A 13,634-nucleotide genomic window follows, 5' to 3' on the forward strand; every position below is an offset into this window, starting at 1 on the left:
CGGCGCTCCAGTTATCTAACGAGAAGCTTATAAACCTGAGAGGGGCGGAAATCGTATGGCATGACCGGATTCCTGTCGAGGACGACCCGTCGTCCAGCGGCTGACCGGCACGGCGCCGGCAGCATCGATACCGTTCGGCGCAGCCAGGCGTCAGGATGGGAGCTCAGATCACCCGTCCGACCCTTGGAGTAGACCTCGATGGCTGCAGCGCTCGTTTCCCGCCCCTGGGTTCCGGAAGAGCCGGAGCGGCGGGTGCGCACCGTGGCGGAGGCAGCGGCGAGCGCCGCTCCGGCCGCGCTGCTGGCGGAGCTGGATCGCCTGGTGGCGGAGAACCGGCAGATCCACGACGTGGAGTGCGTCAACCTCAACCCGGCGACCAATGTGATGAACCCGCGGGCCGAGGCGATGCTGTCGGCGAAGCTGGGCTCGCGGCCGTCGCTGGGCTATCCCGGCGACAAGTACGAGATGGGCCTGGAGGCCATCGAGCAGATCGAGGTCATCGCCGCGGAGCTGGTCGCCGAGGTGTTCGGTGCCCGCTACGCCGAGATCCGGGTGCCGTCCGGGGCGGTCGCGAACCTGTACGCCTTCCTGGCGACCTGCGAGCCGGGCAGCACGATCATCGCCCCGCCGCCGGCGATCGGCGGGCACGTCACCCACCACGCCGCCGGCTCGGCTGGCCAGTACCGGCTGCGGACGGTGCCGGCGCCGGTCTCGGCCGACAGTTACACCGTCGACGTGCCGGCCCTGCGCGAGCTGGCGAAGGAGGTGCGGCCGGCGCTGATCACCATCGGCAGCAGCCTGAACCTCTACCCGCACCCGGTTGCCGCGATCCGCGAGATCGCCGACGAGGTCGGCGCGAAGGTGCTGTTCGATGCCGCCCACCTGTGCGGCCTGATCGCGGGGCACGCCTGGCAGCAGCCGCTGGACGAGGGCGCTCACCTGATGACGTTCAGCACCTACAAGAGCCTGGGCGGCCCGGCCGGGGGCGCCGTGGTCACCAACGATCCGGAGCTCGCCGAACGCCTGGACCGGATCGCCTTTCCCGGGCTGACCGCGAACTTCGACGCCGGCAAGGCGGCCGCGCTCGCGGTGACCATGCTGGACTGGAAGGTCGCCGGCCGGGCCTACGCCGCTGCGATGGTGGAGACCGCCGGCCGGCTGGCCGAGGAGCTGGCGGCGGCCGGGCTGCCGGTGTTCAGCGGCGCGCACGGGCCCACCCGCTCGCACCAGTTCGCCCTGCGCGCGCACCGCTGGGGCGGCGGGCAGCACGCCGCCCGCCGGCTGCGCCGGGCCAACCTGCTCGCCTGCGGCATCGGGCTGCCGGACGATCCGGTCGACGGGGACGTCAACGGCCTGCGGATGGGGACCCCGGAGCTGGTCCGGCTCGGCATGAAACCCGCCGACATGGCCGAGCTCGGCGGGCTCATCGCCCGCGGCCTGGACGTGGACGTCCCGCCCGAGGCGGTGGCCGGCGAGGTCACCGCCTGGCGCAAGCAGTTCTCCGGCGTGCACTTCACGGCCGACCAGCCATGGTGACGGTTACCGATCTCGACACGCCGTTCCTGGCCGTCGACCGGGAAGTGCTGGAAAGCAACCTGTCGGCCATGGCCGGGCTGGCCGCCGAGCGCGGGATCTCGTTGCGTCCGCATGCCAAGACGCACAAGTGCCTGGAGATCGCCCGGCGGCAGCTGGCATTGGGTGCGGTCGGGCTGACGGTGGCCACGGTGGGGGAGGCCGAGGTGTTCGCCGCCGCCGGCTGCGACGACCTGTTCATCGCCTATCCGGTGTGGGCGGCCGGCCACCGAGCGGAGCGGCTGCGCGCCCTGGCCGAGCGGGTGAGCCTGTCCGTCGGGGTGGACTCGGCCGAGGCCGCGGAACTGCTGGGCAAGGCGCTGGCGGGAACCTCGGCCCGGGCGCTGGTCGAGCTGGACAGCGGTCATCACCGCACCGGGGTCCATCCGGCCGAGGCCGGCCAGGTCGCGGTCGCCGCCGAGCGGGCCGGGCTGCCGGTGGCGGGGCTGTTCACCTTTCCGGGACACGGCTACGGCCCGGGCAACCGCACTCCGGCCGCCCTGGACGAGGCGCGGACGGTGGCGGTGGCGGTGGCCATCCTGCGCGGCCGCGGGATCGAGCCGGCGGTGCGCAGCGGCGGCTCGACCCCGACCGCGGGGGTGGCAGAACGAGAGCTGGCGGCCGCGGGCGTGGTAGGCGAGGGACTCACCGAGCTGCGGCCTGGGGTCTACGCCTTCAACGACGCCCAGCAGGTGGAGCTCGGCTCCGCTGACTGGAGCGCGGTCGCCCTGACCGCGATGGCCACCGTGGTCAGCCGCCGGGCGGACACCGTGGTGCTCGACGCGGGCAGCAAGACGCTGGGGGCCGACCAACCCGGCTGGGCCACCGGGGCAGGCCGGCTGCCCGACCATCCCGACGCCCGGGTGGTGGCGCTGTCCGAGCACCACGCAACGGTGGTCTTTCCGCCGGACGTGTCGCCTCCCGCGTTGGGCTCGACGGTGCGGGTGGCGCCGAACCACGTGTGCAACGCGGTCAATCTGGCCGACGAGCTGGTCGTCACCGCCCGGGGTCAGGTGGTCGACCGCTGGCTCGTGGCCGCCCGCGGCAGGAACCGCTGATGTCTTGCGGTATCGGCATGCGTGGGTGAGGCGATGACCCAGGCACACCCGCGGGGGACGCCGCGCATTCCGGCGGAGGTGCGAGAGGCATGGCTGGCCAAGGTCGCCGCGGACGCGGCCCGCCAGTCGGGTACGCCAGCCGAGCTGCTGGGCGCCTATCTCGACCTGGTGGCGGACGCGGCACTGACGGGGAGGACCCCCGATCGGTCGGAACTGGCCGCCGTGCGGGAACTCGGACGGCAAGCCGCGGCCAGTGGGGTGGCGGCGCACCGGATGGCTCATCTCTACCTGACGGCCGCGGCCCGGCTGTGGAGCACCATTCCGCAGCGGGTCCGGACCCGGGGCCGCGACGCCGTGTCGGCCGCGGCCGAAGCGGTGCTGGTGGTGGTGGACGGCGCTGTCGCGGCGCTGGTCGAGGGACACGAGTCAGAACGTCGCCGGCTGATCCGGAACGAGGAATCCGTCCGACGTCAGTTCATCGACGACTTGCTGCGCGGCGATTCCGACGTCGCGTCGCTGGTCCAGCGCAGCGAACCGTTCGGCCTGGACTTCGGGCTGGGACATCAGGTGGCATTGGCGGTGCCCAATGGCAGGCTGGCCGATCACGTCGCGGTCGCCTCGGCGCTGGAACGTTCGATCGCCGATGCCTACGACGGCCGGGAGGTTCTGGTAGACGCCCGGGAGGGCCGGTTCGTCGTGGTGGCCCCGGAGGTCGATGACGACGCCAGGCACGCCGGCCGGCCCGATGTCGGGGCGGCTGTCCAGGCGGCACTCGGTGATGTCCGCAAAGGGGTTCGCTGGCGGATCGCCGCCGGTCGGGCGCACCCCGGCGCGTACGGGGTGGCACGCTCGTACGAGGAGGCACGCGAAGCCCTCGACCTGGCCGAGATCCTGCAGATCGACGCGCCGATGGTCTACGCCCACGACCTGCTGGTGTACCGGGTGCTGGTTCGCGACCAGGCCGCGATCAGCGATCTCGTGCAAGCGGTGCTGTCTCCGTTGACCACTGCTCGCGGCGGCGCCGGTCCACTGCTGGACACCTTGCAGACCTACTTCGAGACGGGCGGCGTGGCTACCGAGGCGGCCCGGCGGCTGCACGTGTCGGTGCGCACGGTGACCTACCGGCTGGCGAAGGTGGCTGAGCTCACCGGGCGCAACCCGACGCATCCGGGAGACCGGCTGGCCCTCGAAGTAGCCGTGCTCGGCGCTCGGCTGTTGCAATGGCCGCAGCGGCAGCTTCCCAGCACCGAATAAGGCTCGGCCCTGGATCGGCTGGGAGTCACGTCCGGGGATACGTCCTCGCTGCCTGCCTACCCCCGGCAACATCGGGGCATCCGGCCAGAGCATCCCGGCTCGGACATCCTTCGTAACCAGGTACTGAAGGGGCGGCCTGCGACGACCGCCCTTGCCGGCCGTCGGCAATGATCCCGGCCCGATGTTCACCGGCGGCAGACATGGGATCGCCCCGGCGCATGCCGCATGGTGAAGACATCAGAACGTGAGGCGCCGTCGAAGGCAAGGAGTTGTCGATGAGGAATCAGTCCGCGGCGGGTGTCGTAACAGACCTGACCCAGGCCGAGCTGCTCACCTTCGAAGCGGCACTGCACGAGCAGCGCAGCTTCCGCCTCGAGCAGTTGGCGGAGCTGGCCGACGGAGCGGGCGCCCGTAGCGCACCTCTCGGTTCGGAGGTCGCCGGCGCGCTCGAACAAGCCGCGCGGCACGCGTTGGCCGAGATCGATCTCGCTCTCGACCGGCTTCGGGACGGCCGGTACGGACAGTGCGTCGACTGCGGCGGGGCTGTCGGTCGCGACCGCCTGGAGGTGCTGCCGGCCGCGGCCCGTTGCATGCCGTGCCAACATCGCATCAGCAGCGGCCGGCCGCCCGCGGCGGATACCGCGCAGCGGCGCATCCTCAGGCCCGTCCGATGACGTTCGCGCTGCTCGGCATCACCTTCGCCCTGGTGCTCACCGGTGCCGTGCTGGTCACCGCCTCCTTCCGCAGCACAGGTGACGATGCCGGGCTGCTCGGGATGATCGGGCTGTCCGCGGCGATGGTCGCCGCCATCCCGGCGGTCGTCTATGCGGGCATCACCGGCTAGCACGGCCTGGCGGGCTGGTCAGCCGAATACCAGGACAGTGTCTCCGCTTTACTGCTCCACAGCCGCTCGGAAGGCTTGACAAACGGCGCTGTACGACAGAATGTATACGGCATGGCCCGGACTCGATCCCAGACCCCGCGCAAGGAAGCGAAACCGGCCGTCCGCGCGCTCACCAGCAGCCCGGCGCGGCGTGCCAGTGAGCGGGCGGTGCCGGCCCCGGAGAGCGGCACGCCCGGTGCGTCCGAGGTGTGGCAGGCCCGGATCGGGCGCGACCTTGCCGAGCAGTTGCGCGCCGATGCCGAGGTGCTCGGCCTGGACGGCCGCACCGAGATCGTGAGGGCCGCTCTCGGCCTGCTGCACCGGCAGGCGGCCGAGGAACGGATGGCGCGGTCGGTGGAGGAGTTCTACGGCGACTCGACGCCCCCGCTGCCGCTCGGCGTCGAACCGGCCGATGACGGCGCCTGAGCCGTTTCGCGGGCAGGTGTGGGATGTCGACTTCGAGTTCGGCCGCCATCCGGCCGTGGTGCTGAGCGTCAACCCGCTGAACAGCCGGCTCGGCCATGCCGCCGTCATCCCGATCACCGGAACCCCGGGCCCGCCCAGCACGCACATCCCGCTGGACGCCGATGCCGGGCTGACCAGGTACGGCCGGTCCTTCGCCGACGTGACCTCGCTGCGGCCCGTCGCCCGAGCCCGGCTGAGGAGGCAGCGCGGCCTGCTCACCCGGGCCGAACTGGCCCGCATCGAGACCCAGCTGCGCACCTATCTCGGCCTGTAGGACGCTGGCGTTTCCGTTGCGGCCGAGTTAGCGGCCGGTGGTTCCGTCGATCAGCTCGCGGATGATGTCGGCATGGCCGGCATGCCGGGTTGCCTCACCGGTGGCGTGCGCGATCACCCAGCGCATGCTGAGGTATTCGCCGTCGACCGGTACCGCGACGCGCGCGTCGGGGTCGCCGATGCGGCGGATCAGCTCGTTGCTCTCCTCGATCGCGGCGCGGTACTCGGCGATCACCTCGGCGGCGCTCCGCCCGGCCGGCACCACCATGTCGAAGTCGAAGTCGGCGTCCTCGCCGATGCCGGCCAGCTGGTAGCCGAACCAGAACCGTTCGCCCACGGTCAGGTGCTGGATCAGGCCGAGGATCGACGTGCCGCTCGGAACGACGGCCCGGCGCAGTTGCTCGTCGGTGAGGCCGGACGCCTTCTTGAGCACGCAGGAACGGACGAAGTCCAGGAACGCCAGCGCGGTGTCGAGCTCGCCGGTGTCCACGCGGGGAACCGGCTCGCGCTGCGTCTCGAAGTCCGGCAGGGCATCCGAGTTGCTATCGGGCATGCCCGAACCGTAGCCGGTGGCCGGGACCGGGTAACGCCCGAGTCAGAGGTCCGTCCCGCGCCGGGGATGGACCGCCGGGCTGGCCTACTTGGGCTTCTTGGTGCCCGGCTTGGGTGCCGCCGCGAAGATCTCGGTGACCGGTTGCTTCTTCTCCTGCTTGGGTTTGCGGATCTCGCGCCCACCCTTGTTCTTACCGGACATCGGATTCTCCTTGGCGTGGCAGAGACGGTGGGCGGCAGCTACCGCTCACCGGAAGGGTTGTGTGGTCGAAAGCGGCTGCACGCCTGCGGACACGGCACCCGGCGGACACAGGCAGCCACGGTCGACGCCACTGGCCCTGCTCGCCGCGCAGTAGCGCGTGGCGGTGGGGTCATGGGCTTGCACTCGATGCCCGCACGGCACGCACAGCAGGCCGGGCTCGGCCTGGCCCTCACCGGCTGTCGGAGCTACCTGCTTCATCGGGCCTCGCAGACCCGGTGGACGGGTCAGATTGCCTCTCACCACGGCCGTCCGACAAGCTGCCGGGATAGGCACCGTGGTGGCTTGACCATACTCCCCGACGGCGAGCCTGTCCCGAGTCATCCAGCTCTGGTCGCGCCGGTGATCATCACCCTCGGCCGGGCAGACGACTGGACGGACCCAGCCAGCCGAGGACAGCGCGGCGACGCCGTAACGGAGCGACCACCGAAGCGACGGGGTTTCGAAGTCAGCTGGGCGGCCGAGGCGATTCACTCATGCCGGTAACAGCAGCCGGCACCCCGGTTGTCGCCCAGCAGGCGGAGTTCGGGTCCGTCTGTCAGGTCGGAGTCCCGCCGCCGCCCATGTACGGGTTCGGGTTCATGGGCGGGTCATCGTCGGGCTGCTTGGGAGGCGGCGGTGGCAGCGGCACCTGCTCGCTGGTGTCGGTGGTGGGGCTGGCTGTCTTGCTCATGAAAGATCACTTCCCCGTTCGGTCGGACGCTTACTACCAAGACGCACTCGATGGCTGATCGGTTGCGCCTTCTCCCGGTGAGATACCAGAAGCCCGCCGTCTGATACCGCTGCTGGCAACTTGTGGCCAACCAGCAATCAAGACGGACGCCGCACCGGAGCGGGAGCCACCTCCCGCTGCTGGTGGCGTCCTCAGACGATGGACGACTCGATCGCGTCGAGGTCCCGCGAGGCGAATCGCAGGTGTTCCCAGCTCTCTTCGAGGATCACGTGCAGGCAGCTGCGAACCGTCTCGGTGTCTGCAGGGTTGTGCGGGTTGCGGCGTTCCTCGGCGAGCAGGTCGTCGGTGACGGTGGCCAGGAAATCGCGGACCATCGCGACCCGGTCCGCACGGGCGGCCAGCACGGCGTCGTAAGGCCGGCTCTCGGAGTTCCGGTTTCCGTACTTGAGACCGAGGGGATGGAAGTCAGCCTCCACCCACCCCAGCACACCCTTGCCCAGCCAGATGTCGGTGGCGTGCACCAGGTGCCGCAGCGTCTCCGAGAACGACCACTCGCCATCGATCCTGGTCTCGACGGAGCCGGCAGGCAGCGCCGCCGCTCGTGCGATCGCCGCGTCCCAGGCCCGCTCCACCGAGGTCCAGGCCACCCGCAGGTCCGCTGGGCTCTCCGCCCGCCGCTCGCCGCGGCCGGGAAAACGGCGATCCAGCTCCTGCTCGACGAACGCTGTGACGTCGACCCCGTTTACCCGCAGACCCGCGCCCTCGCTCAGCCAGGGAGCGTCGATGTCCATCCCGGCGATTTCGACACCGCGCATCACCACGTCCGACAGGTCGCACTCGGCGAACCGCGCGCCGCGCAGATCCCGTCCGACAAACGTCTCCGGCTCAGCCACGCGCCGAGTGTATTGAGCCCCACCGACAGCACGCCCGAGGAGTTCGGCATGCGAAACAATGGTGTCCGAGGGGGGACTTGAACCCCCACGCCCGATAAAGGGCACTAGCACCTCAAGCTAGCGCGTCTGCCATTCCGCCACCCGGACGAGTGCGAGCAAGGCCGAAGTCTAGCCCAACTCGATTCGGGCCCGGGCCACTGGTAGGAACTACGGTATGACCTCCGCAGCAGAGCAGAGCTCGCCCAGCAACACCCCGGCCGCCGACGAGGTGGTCACGCTGCTGACCGAATTGATCCGGATCAATACCTCTAACCCCACCCACCCCGAACGCCCCGCCGCGGAGTGGGTGGCCGAGAAGCTGGACGAGGTCGGCATCGCCTCCACCATCCTGGAGGCCGCCCCGGGCCGGGCCTCGACCATCGCCCGGGTGGCCGGCACCGACTCCAGCCGGCCGCCGCTGCTGATCCACGGCCACCTCGACGTGGTTCCGGCCGACGCCTCGGAGTGGACCGTCGACCCGTTCGCCGGCGAGGTGAAGGACGACTACGTCTGGGGCCGCGGCGCGGTGGACATGAAGGACATGGACGCGATGACACTGGCCGTCATCCGCAACTGGGCCCGTACCGGGGTGCAGCCGCCCCGCGACATCGTGCTGGCCTTCGTCTCCGACGAGGAGGCCGGCGGCCAGCAGGGCGCGCACTGGCTGGTGGACCACCACGCCGACCTGTTCGCTGACTGCACCGAGGCGATCAGCGAGGTCGGCGGTTACTCCATCACCGTCCGCGACGACCTGCGGCTCTACCTCATCCAGACCGCCGAGAAGGGCATCGCCTGGCTGCGGCTGCGGGCGGAGAACCGTCCCGGGCACGGCTCGATGATCCACCCGGACAACGCGGTCACCGAGCTGGCCCGGGCGGTCACCCGGATCGGGGAGTACCAGTTCCCGGTGCACCTGACTCCCACCATGCGGGAGTTCCTGACCCGGATCGCCGACGCCACCGGCCTGCCGATCGACCTGGAGAACCCGGAGGGCGCGCTGAAGTACTTCGGCAACGCCGCCCGGATGCTCGGCGCCACGCTGCGCAACACCGCCAACCCCACCATGCTGCAAGCCGGCTACAAGGCCAACGTGATCCCGTCCCGGGCCGAGGCGACCGTCGACTGCCGGTTCCTGCCCGGCTACTCCGACGAGCTGTTCGACACCATCGACCAGCTGATCGGCGAGCACGTCAGCCGGGAGACGATCACCGAGGACATCGCGGTCGAGACTCCGTTCGACGGGGCGATCGTCGACGCGATGGCCGCCGCCCTCAAGGCCGAGGACGCCGCCGGGGTGCCGGTGCCGTACCCGATGTCCGGCGGCACCGACGCCAAGTCGTTCTCGCTGCTGGGCATCCGCAACTTCGGCTTCTCCCCGCTCCTGCTGCCACCCGACCTGGACTTCTCCGCGCTCTTCCACGGCATCGACGAGCGGGTGCCGGTCAGCGCGCTGCAGTTCGGCACCCGGGTGCTGGACCGGTTCCTGCGTAACTGCTGAGCGGGGCCGCGCCCTCGGGGCGCAGGGCGGCTGCCGGGCGGAGCGGCTACGCGCTGGGCCCGGTGCTGCGGCGCCGGGTCAGGCGCTCAGGCCCGGCATCGGGACCAGGTCGGCTGCCCGGCGCTTGCGCCGCAGCAGCACCTGGCGCGAGCCGTCGGCGTATCTGCGTACACGGGCGAGTTCCCAGCCGCCGTACTCGGCGTGCAATGCGAGCCGCACCGCTGCGTTCATCCTCGTGACATCCGAGGGGATCCGCAGCGGTGCGTACTCCCAGTCTGGGTCAGCGTCCGCCATGGTCTGGGTCGGCATGGGGCCATTGTGCCCCGCCCCGGGCCGCCCCAATACCCCTGACGAACTACTTGACCGACGAGTTGTAGTTCTCGATCAAGGCCTTGGCCTGGCTGGCCGCCTCGTCCAGGGCCGCCTTCGGGTCCTTGCTCGAGGTCAGCACCGACTCGATGGCGTTCTCGACCAGCGCCCGGACCTGCGGCAGGGTGCCCAGCAAGCACCCCTGGGTGGGCACGCCGGACGGGGTGGCGGCGAGCTGGTCGATCGCGGTCTGGAACTGCGGCTTGTCCGCCACCCACTTCTTGTCGACGTCCTCGTCCAGGGCCGCCTTGGACACCGGGAAGTAGCCGGTCTGGGTGTGCCAGAACGCCGAGTTCTCGGGCTGGATCAGGAACTTGGTGAACTCCCAGGACGCCCGCTGCTCAGCCGCCGAGTGACCCTCACCGCTGATCCACAGCGACGCGCCGCCGATCACCGGACCGCCGGCGTCCGAGCTCTGCACCTTCGGAAACGGCGCGGTGGCCACCTCGAACTTGCCGGCGGCGGCCTTGACGTAGCCGCCCAGTGCCCCGGTGGACTCCAGGTGCATGCCCACCGTGCCGGACTTGAACGCCGCCTGCGCGTCGTCGGTCTTGCGGCCGGTGTTGGTGGCCAGGCCGTCGTCGACCATGCCCTTCCACCAGGTCAGCACCTTGACCTGCTCGGGGTCGTCGAAGGTCACGGCGTCCGCCCGGGTGGTGCGGCCGTTGTCGTTGTTGCAGTAGGTCTTGCCGGCCTCGGCGGTGAGCTGCTCGAAGAACCAGCCGTAGATGGCGGCGCCGAAGCCGAACTTCGCCGCGCCGCTGGCCTTGATCTTCTCGGCGTCGGCGCGGATCTCGTCCAGGCTGGTCGGCGGCTTGGCCGGGTCCAGCCCGGCCTTGGTGAACACCGTCTTGTTGATGTAGAGCACCGGCACCGAGGAGTTGAACGGCATGCTCTGCAGCTTGCCGCCGCGCGAGTAGTAGCCCTTGATGGCCGGCTGCAGGTCCGCCAGGTCCAGCTTGTCGACGTCGGCGAACGACTGCGCCGGGATGGTCTGGCCGGAGTCGGCCATGAAGCCCGAGCCGATGTCGTAGATCTGCACCAGCGAGGGCGTCTGCTTGGCGCGCACCGCCGCCTTGTACTTGGTGAGGGTGTCGTCGTAGCTGCCCTGGAAGGTGGCCTTGACGGTGATCTTGCCCTGGTGCGCGGAGTTGAACTTGGCCACCAGCGCGTCCAGCGCCTCGGCGTTGGCGCCCTTCATGGCGTGCCAGAACGACACGGTCACCGGGCCCTTGAGCGCGTCGGCGCCCGGCGCGGAGCCGGAGCCCGCGGAGCCGGAGTCCTTCGAGGAACTGCCACAGCCCGCCGTCAGGACCAGCGCGAGCGCCGCGGTAGCGGCCGTCACCATCCAGCTCTTGCGATACGTCATCTACAGCCTCTCGGTCAGGGGAAGGCGGCCGCTACCGGACCGCACCGGCGGTCAGGCCGCGCACCAGGAACCGCTGGCCGAAGGCGACCAGCAGCGCGGTGGGGATCAACGCCATGCTGACCCCCGCCAGGATCAGGCCGGGATTGGCCTGCTCGGCGTCGTTGAGCGAGGACAGGCCGATCTGCAGGGTCTGCCGCTTCGGCGAGTCGGTGACCAGCAGCGGCCAGAAGAACTGGTTCCAGGCCGACAGGAACACGAAGATCGCGACACTGGCCAGCGCCGGGCGCGACAGCGGCAGCAGGATCTGCCACAGGAACCGGGCATGGCCGGCACCGTCGAGGGTGGCGGCGTCGCGCAGCTCCACCGGAAAGGTGCGGAAGGACTGCCGCAGCAGGAAGGTGCCGAACCCGCCCGCCAGGAACGGCAGGATCAGCGCCAGGTAGGTGTTGCGCAGCTGATGGTCGGCCATGAACAGGAAGTTCGGGATGATGATCGCTTCCCACGGCACCATCAGGGTCAGCAGGAACAGCGCGAACATCGTCCGCTTGAACGGCACCGCCAGGAAGGCGAACGCGTAGGCCGACAGCACCGCGCAGACCAGTTGCGAGACGGTGATCGCCACCGCCACCAGCGTCGAGTTCAGGTACTGCCGTTGCAACGGAATGGCATGCAGCACACCCCGGTAGTTGTCGAAGGTCAGCCGGTGCGGGAACAGCGACGGGGGAGCCGAGGCGATGTCGCCCGGTCCCATCACGCTGCCCACCACGGTGTAATAGAGCGGGAACAGCACCACGACCGCCAGCAGCCCGAGCGCTGCCACCCTCGCCCAGCGGCCCGGCCTCACCGGTAGAACACCTTGCGCTCGAGCACCCCGAACTGGATCGCGGTGACCGCGATGACCACCGCCAGCAGGACGATCGCCTGGGCCGAGCCGGTGCCGTAGTCGGTGGCGCCGTCGGCGAAGGCGGTGTGGTAGATCCAGTACACCAGCGTGGTGGTGTGCCCGGTGGGCCCGCCCCGGGTCAGCAGGTGGATCTGGCCGAAGCTCTGCAGCGCCGTGATGGTGTCCACCACCACCAGGAAGAACAGCGTCGGGGTGATCAGCGGCACGGTGATCGACCAGGCGATCCGCACCGTGCCCGCGCCGTCCAGCCTGGCCGCCTCGTACAGCTGCTCGTCCACCCCGCCGATGCCGGCCAGCAGCACCAGCATGTTGTAGCCCAGGCTCATCCAGATGGTGGTGATCGCGATGCTGAGCAGCGCGGTGCCGGGGCTGGTCAGCCAGTTCACCGGCGCGAACCCCAGTGAGGTGACCAGGTAGTTCGCGATGCCGATGGCCGGGTTGAACAGCGCGGCGAACACCACCGAGGCGGCGGCCACCGAGTAGGCGAACGGCATCGCGAATGCCGAGCGCAGGATTCGCAGCCCGGCCAGCGGGTGCTGCAGCAGCAACGCCAGCAGCAGCGCCAGCAGGATGCTGGGCAGCACCGTCAGCAGCACATAGCCCGCGGTCACCCCGAGCACCCGGCCGAACTCCGGGTCGGCCAGCACCGCCCGGAAGTTGGCCAGGCCCACCGAGCGATTGGCCCGCCCGAACAGGTCCTGGCCGGTGGTGCTGAGCTGGAAGGTGCGGGCCAGCGGCCAGAACAGGAACATCCCGAACACCGCCAGCGACGGCAGCAGCAGGGCCAGGCCGAGCGCGCGTTCCCGTGCCAGCCCCGGTCTGCTCAGACGCATCGTGTTGCTCTCCCAGTGATCGACGGCCGCTACGCGGCCTTCACAGGGCCAGTACGCGATGCACTCGCCCTTCTTGGGCTAGCAACGACAAGCGCGGCGTTTGGATGCTAACCGCGATCCCGGGCCGAACCGGGCAAGGAAGGCAGGCGGGCGTGGCACGCCGGGGCAGCGCCGCTGGGCAGAGCCGGTCAGCGGGCCCGGACGGTCACGCTGTGCAGCCCGGTCGCACCGGACGGGAACGGGTCGGTGTCCTTCTCCTCCTGGACGGCGCCGTTGCCGTCGAAGGCCCGCACCCGCAGCCGGTGCTGGCCGGCCGAGGCCGGCGTCCACAGATAGACCCACTGCCGCCAGGTGTCCACCGACGGAACCGGCGCCAGGGTCGCCTCCTGCCAGGGCCCGTCGTCGACCTGCACCTCGACCCGCGACACCCCGACATGCTGGTCCCAGGCCACCCCGGCCACCGGCACCGGCGTGCCGACCGCCAGTACCCCCGGCGGCACCGGCCGGTCGATCCGGGACGCCAGCTTGACCGGCCCGCGGGCCGCCCAGCCGCCCCGCACCCAGTAGGCGGAGAAGTCGGCGAACGTGGTGGCCCGCAACCCGGTGATCCACTTGCAGGCCGAGACGTAGCCGTACAGGCCCGGCACCACCATCCGCACCGGAAAGCCGTGCTCGGCGGTCAGCGGCTCGCCGTTCATGCCGACCGCGAGCATCGCGTCCCGGCCGTCCATCACCACCGC

At 70.5% G+C, this 13,634-nt stretch carries 17 protein-coding genes and 1 tRNA gene; 8 read left to right on the forward strand and 10 right to left on the reverse strand.

Annotation, left to right across the window (positions count from 1 at the left end; translation table 11 throughout):
* The first annotated feature begins 198 nt into the window (after positions 1-198).
* From glyA to VLJ82_RS12030, 7 genes are all read left to right on the forward strand, one after another.
* Positions 199-1,536 carry a serine hydroxymethyltransferase gene (gene glyA / locus VLJ82_RS12000; RefSeq protein WP_408663588.1) on the forward strand — a complete coding sequence of 446 codons (1,338 nt, stop codon included), beginning with the start codon at positions 199-201 and terminating at the stop codon, positions 1,534-1,536.
* On the forward strand, positions 1,530-2,630 hold the full coding sequence (locus VLJ82_RS12005) for an alanine racemase (protein WP_408663589.1): 1,101 nt from the start codon (positions 1,530-1,532) through the stop codon (positions 2,628-2,630). Before glyA ends, VLJ82_RS12005 begins: the two co-directional genes overlap by 7 nt.
* A 33-nt stretch (positions 2,631-2,663) precedes the next feature.
* On the forward strand, positions 2,664-3,884 hold the full coding sequence (locus VLJ82_RS12010) for a PucR family transcriptional regulator (protein WP_408663590.1): 1,221 nt from the start codon (positions 2,664-2,666) through the stop codon (positions 3,882-3,884).
* Between the two features lie 275 nt (positions 3,885-4,159).
* Positions 4,160-4,558 (forward strand): TraR/DksA family transcriptional regulator, encoded by a 399-nt coding sequence (locus VLJ82_RS12015; RefSeq protein WP_408663591.1) that lies wholly within the window; start codon positions 4,160-4,162, stop codon positions 4,556-4,558.
* The gene (locus VLJ82_RS12020; protein WP_408663592.1) at positions 4,555-4,728 is read left to right on the forward strand and encodes a hypothetical protein; all 174 of its coding nucleotides are present in this window, start codon (positions 4,555-4,557) and stop codon (positions 4,726-4,728) included. Before VLJ82_RS12015 ends, VLJ82_RS12020 begins: the two co-directional genes overlap by 4 nt.
* Positions 4,729-4,839: 111 nt before the next feature.
* Positions 4,840-5,193, forward strand: a complete 354-nt coding sequence (locus tag VLJ82_RS12025) for a hypothetical protein (RefSeq protein ID WP_408663593.1) — start codon at positions 4,840-4,842, stop codon at positions 5,191-5,193.
* Positions 5,180-5,506, forward strand: a complete 327-nt coding sequence (locus tag VLJ82_RS12030) for a type II toxin-antitoxin system PemK/MazF family toxin (protein ID WP_408663594.1) — start codon at positions 5,180-5,182, stop codon at positions 5,504-5,506. Before VLJ82_RS12025 ends, VLJ82_RS12030 begins: the two co-directional genes overlap by 14 nt.
* Before the next feature lie 27 nt (positions 5,507-5,533).
* Here the strand turns inward: VLJ82_RS12030 and VLJ82_RS12035 are convergent, their stop codons facing one another.
* From VLJ82_RS12035 to VLJ82_RS12055, 5 genes are all read right to left on the reverse strand, one after another.
* On the reverse strand, positions 5,534-6,058 hold the full coding sequence (locus VLJ82_RS12035) for a DinB family protein (RefSeq protein WP_408663595.1): 525 nt from the start codon (positions 6,056-6,058) through the stop codon (positions 5,534-5,536).
* Between the two features lie 246 nt (positions 6,059-6,304).
* Positions 6,305-6,640 (reverse strand): RGCVC family protein, encoded by a 336-nt coding sequence (locus VLJ82_RS12040; protein WP_408663596.1) that lies wholly within the window; start codon positions 6,638-6,640, stop codon positions 6,305-6,307.
* Positions 6,641-6,854: 214 nt separating this feature from the next.
* On the reverse strand, positions 6,855-6,989 hold the full coding sequence (locus VLJ82_RS12045; protein WP_408663597.1) for a hypothetical protein: 135 nt from the start codon (positions 6,987-6,989) through the stop codon (positions 6,855-6,857).
* A gap of 191 nt (positions 6,990-7,180) precedes the next feature.
* The gene (locus tag VLJ82_RS12050; protein WP_408663598.1) at positions 7,181-7,882 is read right to left on the reverse strand and encodes a DinB family protein; all 702 of its coding nucleotides are present in this window, start codon (positions 7,880-7,882) and stop codon (positions 7,181-7,183) included.
* A 59-nt stretch (positions 7,883-7,941) separates the two neighbouring features.
* Positions 7,942-8,029, reverse strand: a tRNA-Leu gene (locus VLJ82_RS12055).
* A gap of 67 nt (positions 8,030-8,096) precedes the next feature.
* Here VLJ82_RS12055 and VLJ82_RS12060 point away from each other — a divergent pair.
* A complete protein-coding gene (locus VLJ82_RS12060; protein WP_408663599.1) occupies positions 8,097-9,419 on the forward strand; it encodes a M20/M25/M40 family metallo-hydrolase in 1,323 nt (440 codons plus the stop codon).
* A gap of 78 nt (positions 9,420-9,497) precedes the next feature.
* Here the strand turns inward: VLJ82_RS12060 and VLJ82_RS12065 are convergent, their stop codons facing one another.
* The 5 genes from VLJ82_RS12065 to VLJ82_RS12085 all read right to left on the reverse strand — a co-directional run.
* The gene (locus tag VLJ82_RS12065; protein ID WP_408663600.1) at positions 9,498-9,728 is read right to left on the reverse strand and encodes a DUF5703 family protein; all 231 of its coding nucleotides are present in this window, start codon (positions 9,726-9,728) and stop codon (positions 9,498-9,500) included.
* A gap of 46 nt (positions 9,729-9,774) precedes the next feature.
* Positions 9,775-11,157, reverse strand: a complete 1,383-nt coding sequence (locus VLJ82_RS12070) for an ABC transporter substrate-binding protein (protein WP_408663601.1) — start codon at positions 11,155-11,157, stop codon at positions 9,775-9,777.
* A gap of 31 nt (positions 11,158-11,188) precedes the next feature.
* Complete coding sequence (locus tag VLJ82_RS12075) at positions 11,189-12,001, reverse strand: carbohydrate ABC transporter permease (RefSeq protein WP_408663602.1); 813 nt, start codon at positions 11,999-12,001, stop codon at positions 11,189-11,191.
* The gene (locus VLJ82_RS12080; RefSeq protein ID WP_408663603.1) at positions 11,998-12,894 is read right to left on the reverse strand and encodes a carbohydrate ABC transporter permease; all 897 of its coding nucleotides are present in this window, start codon (positions 12,892-12,894) and stop codon (positions 11,998-12,000) included. The genes VLJ82_RS12075 and VLJ82_RS12080 overlap by 4 nt, the downstream gene beginning before the upstream one ends.
* A gap of 188 nt (positions 12,895-13,082) precedes the next feature.
* Positions 13,083-13,634, reverse strand: a 552-nt coding sequence (locus VLJ82_RS12085; RefSeq protein WP_408663604.1) for a molybdopterin-dependent oxidoreductase, incomplete at its 5' end; no start/stop codon positions are given.

Origin of the sequence: Jatrophihabitans sp., from assembly GCF_035474675.1 — a bacterium.
In the GTDB taxonomy this organism is placed as follows: domain Bacteria; phylum Actinomycetota; class Actinomycetes; order Mycobacteriales; family Jatrophihabitantaceae; genus Jatrophihabitans_A.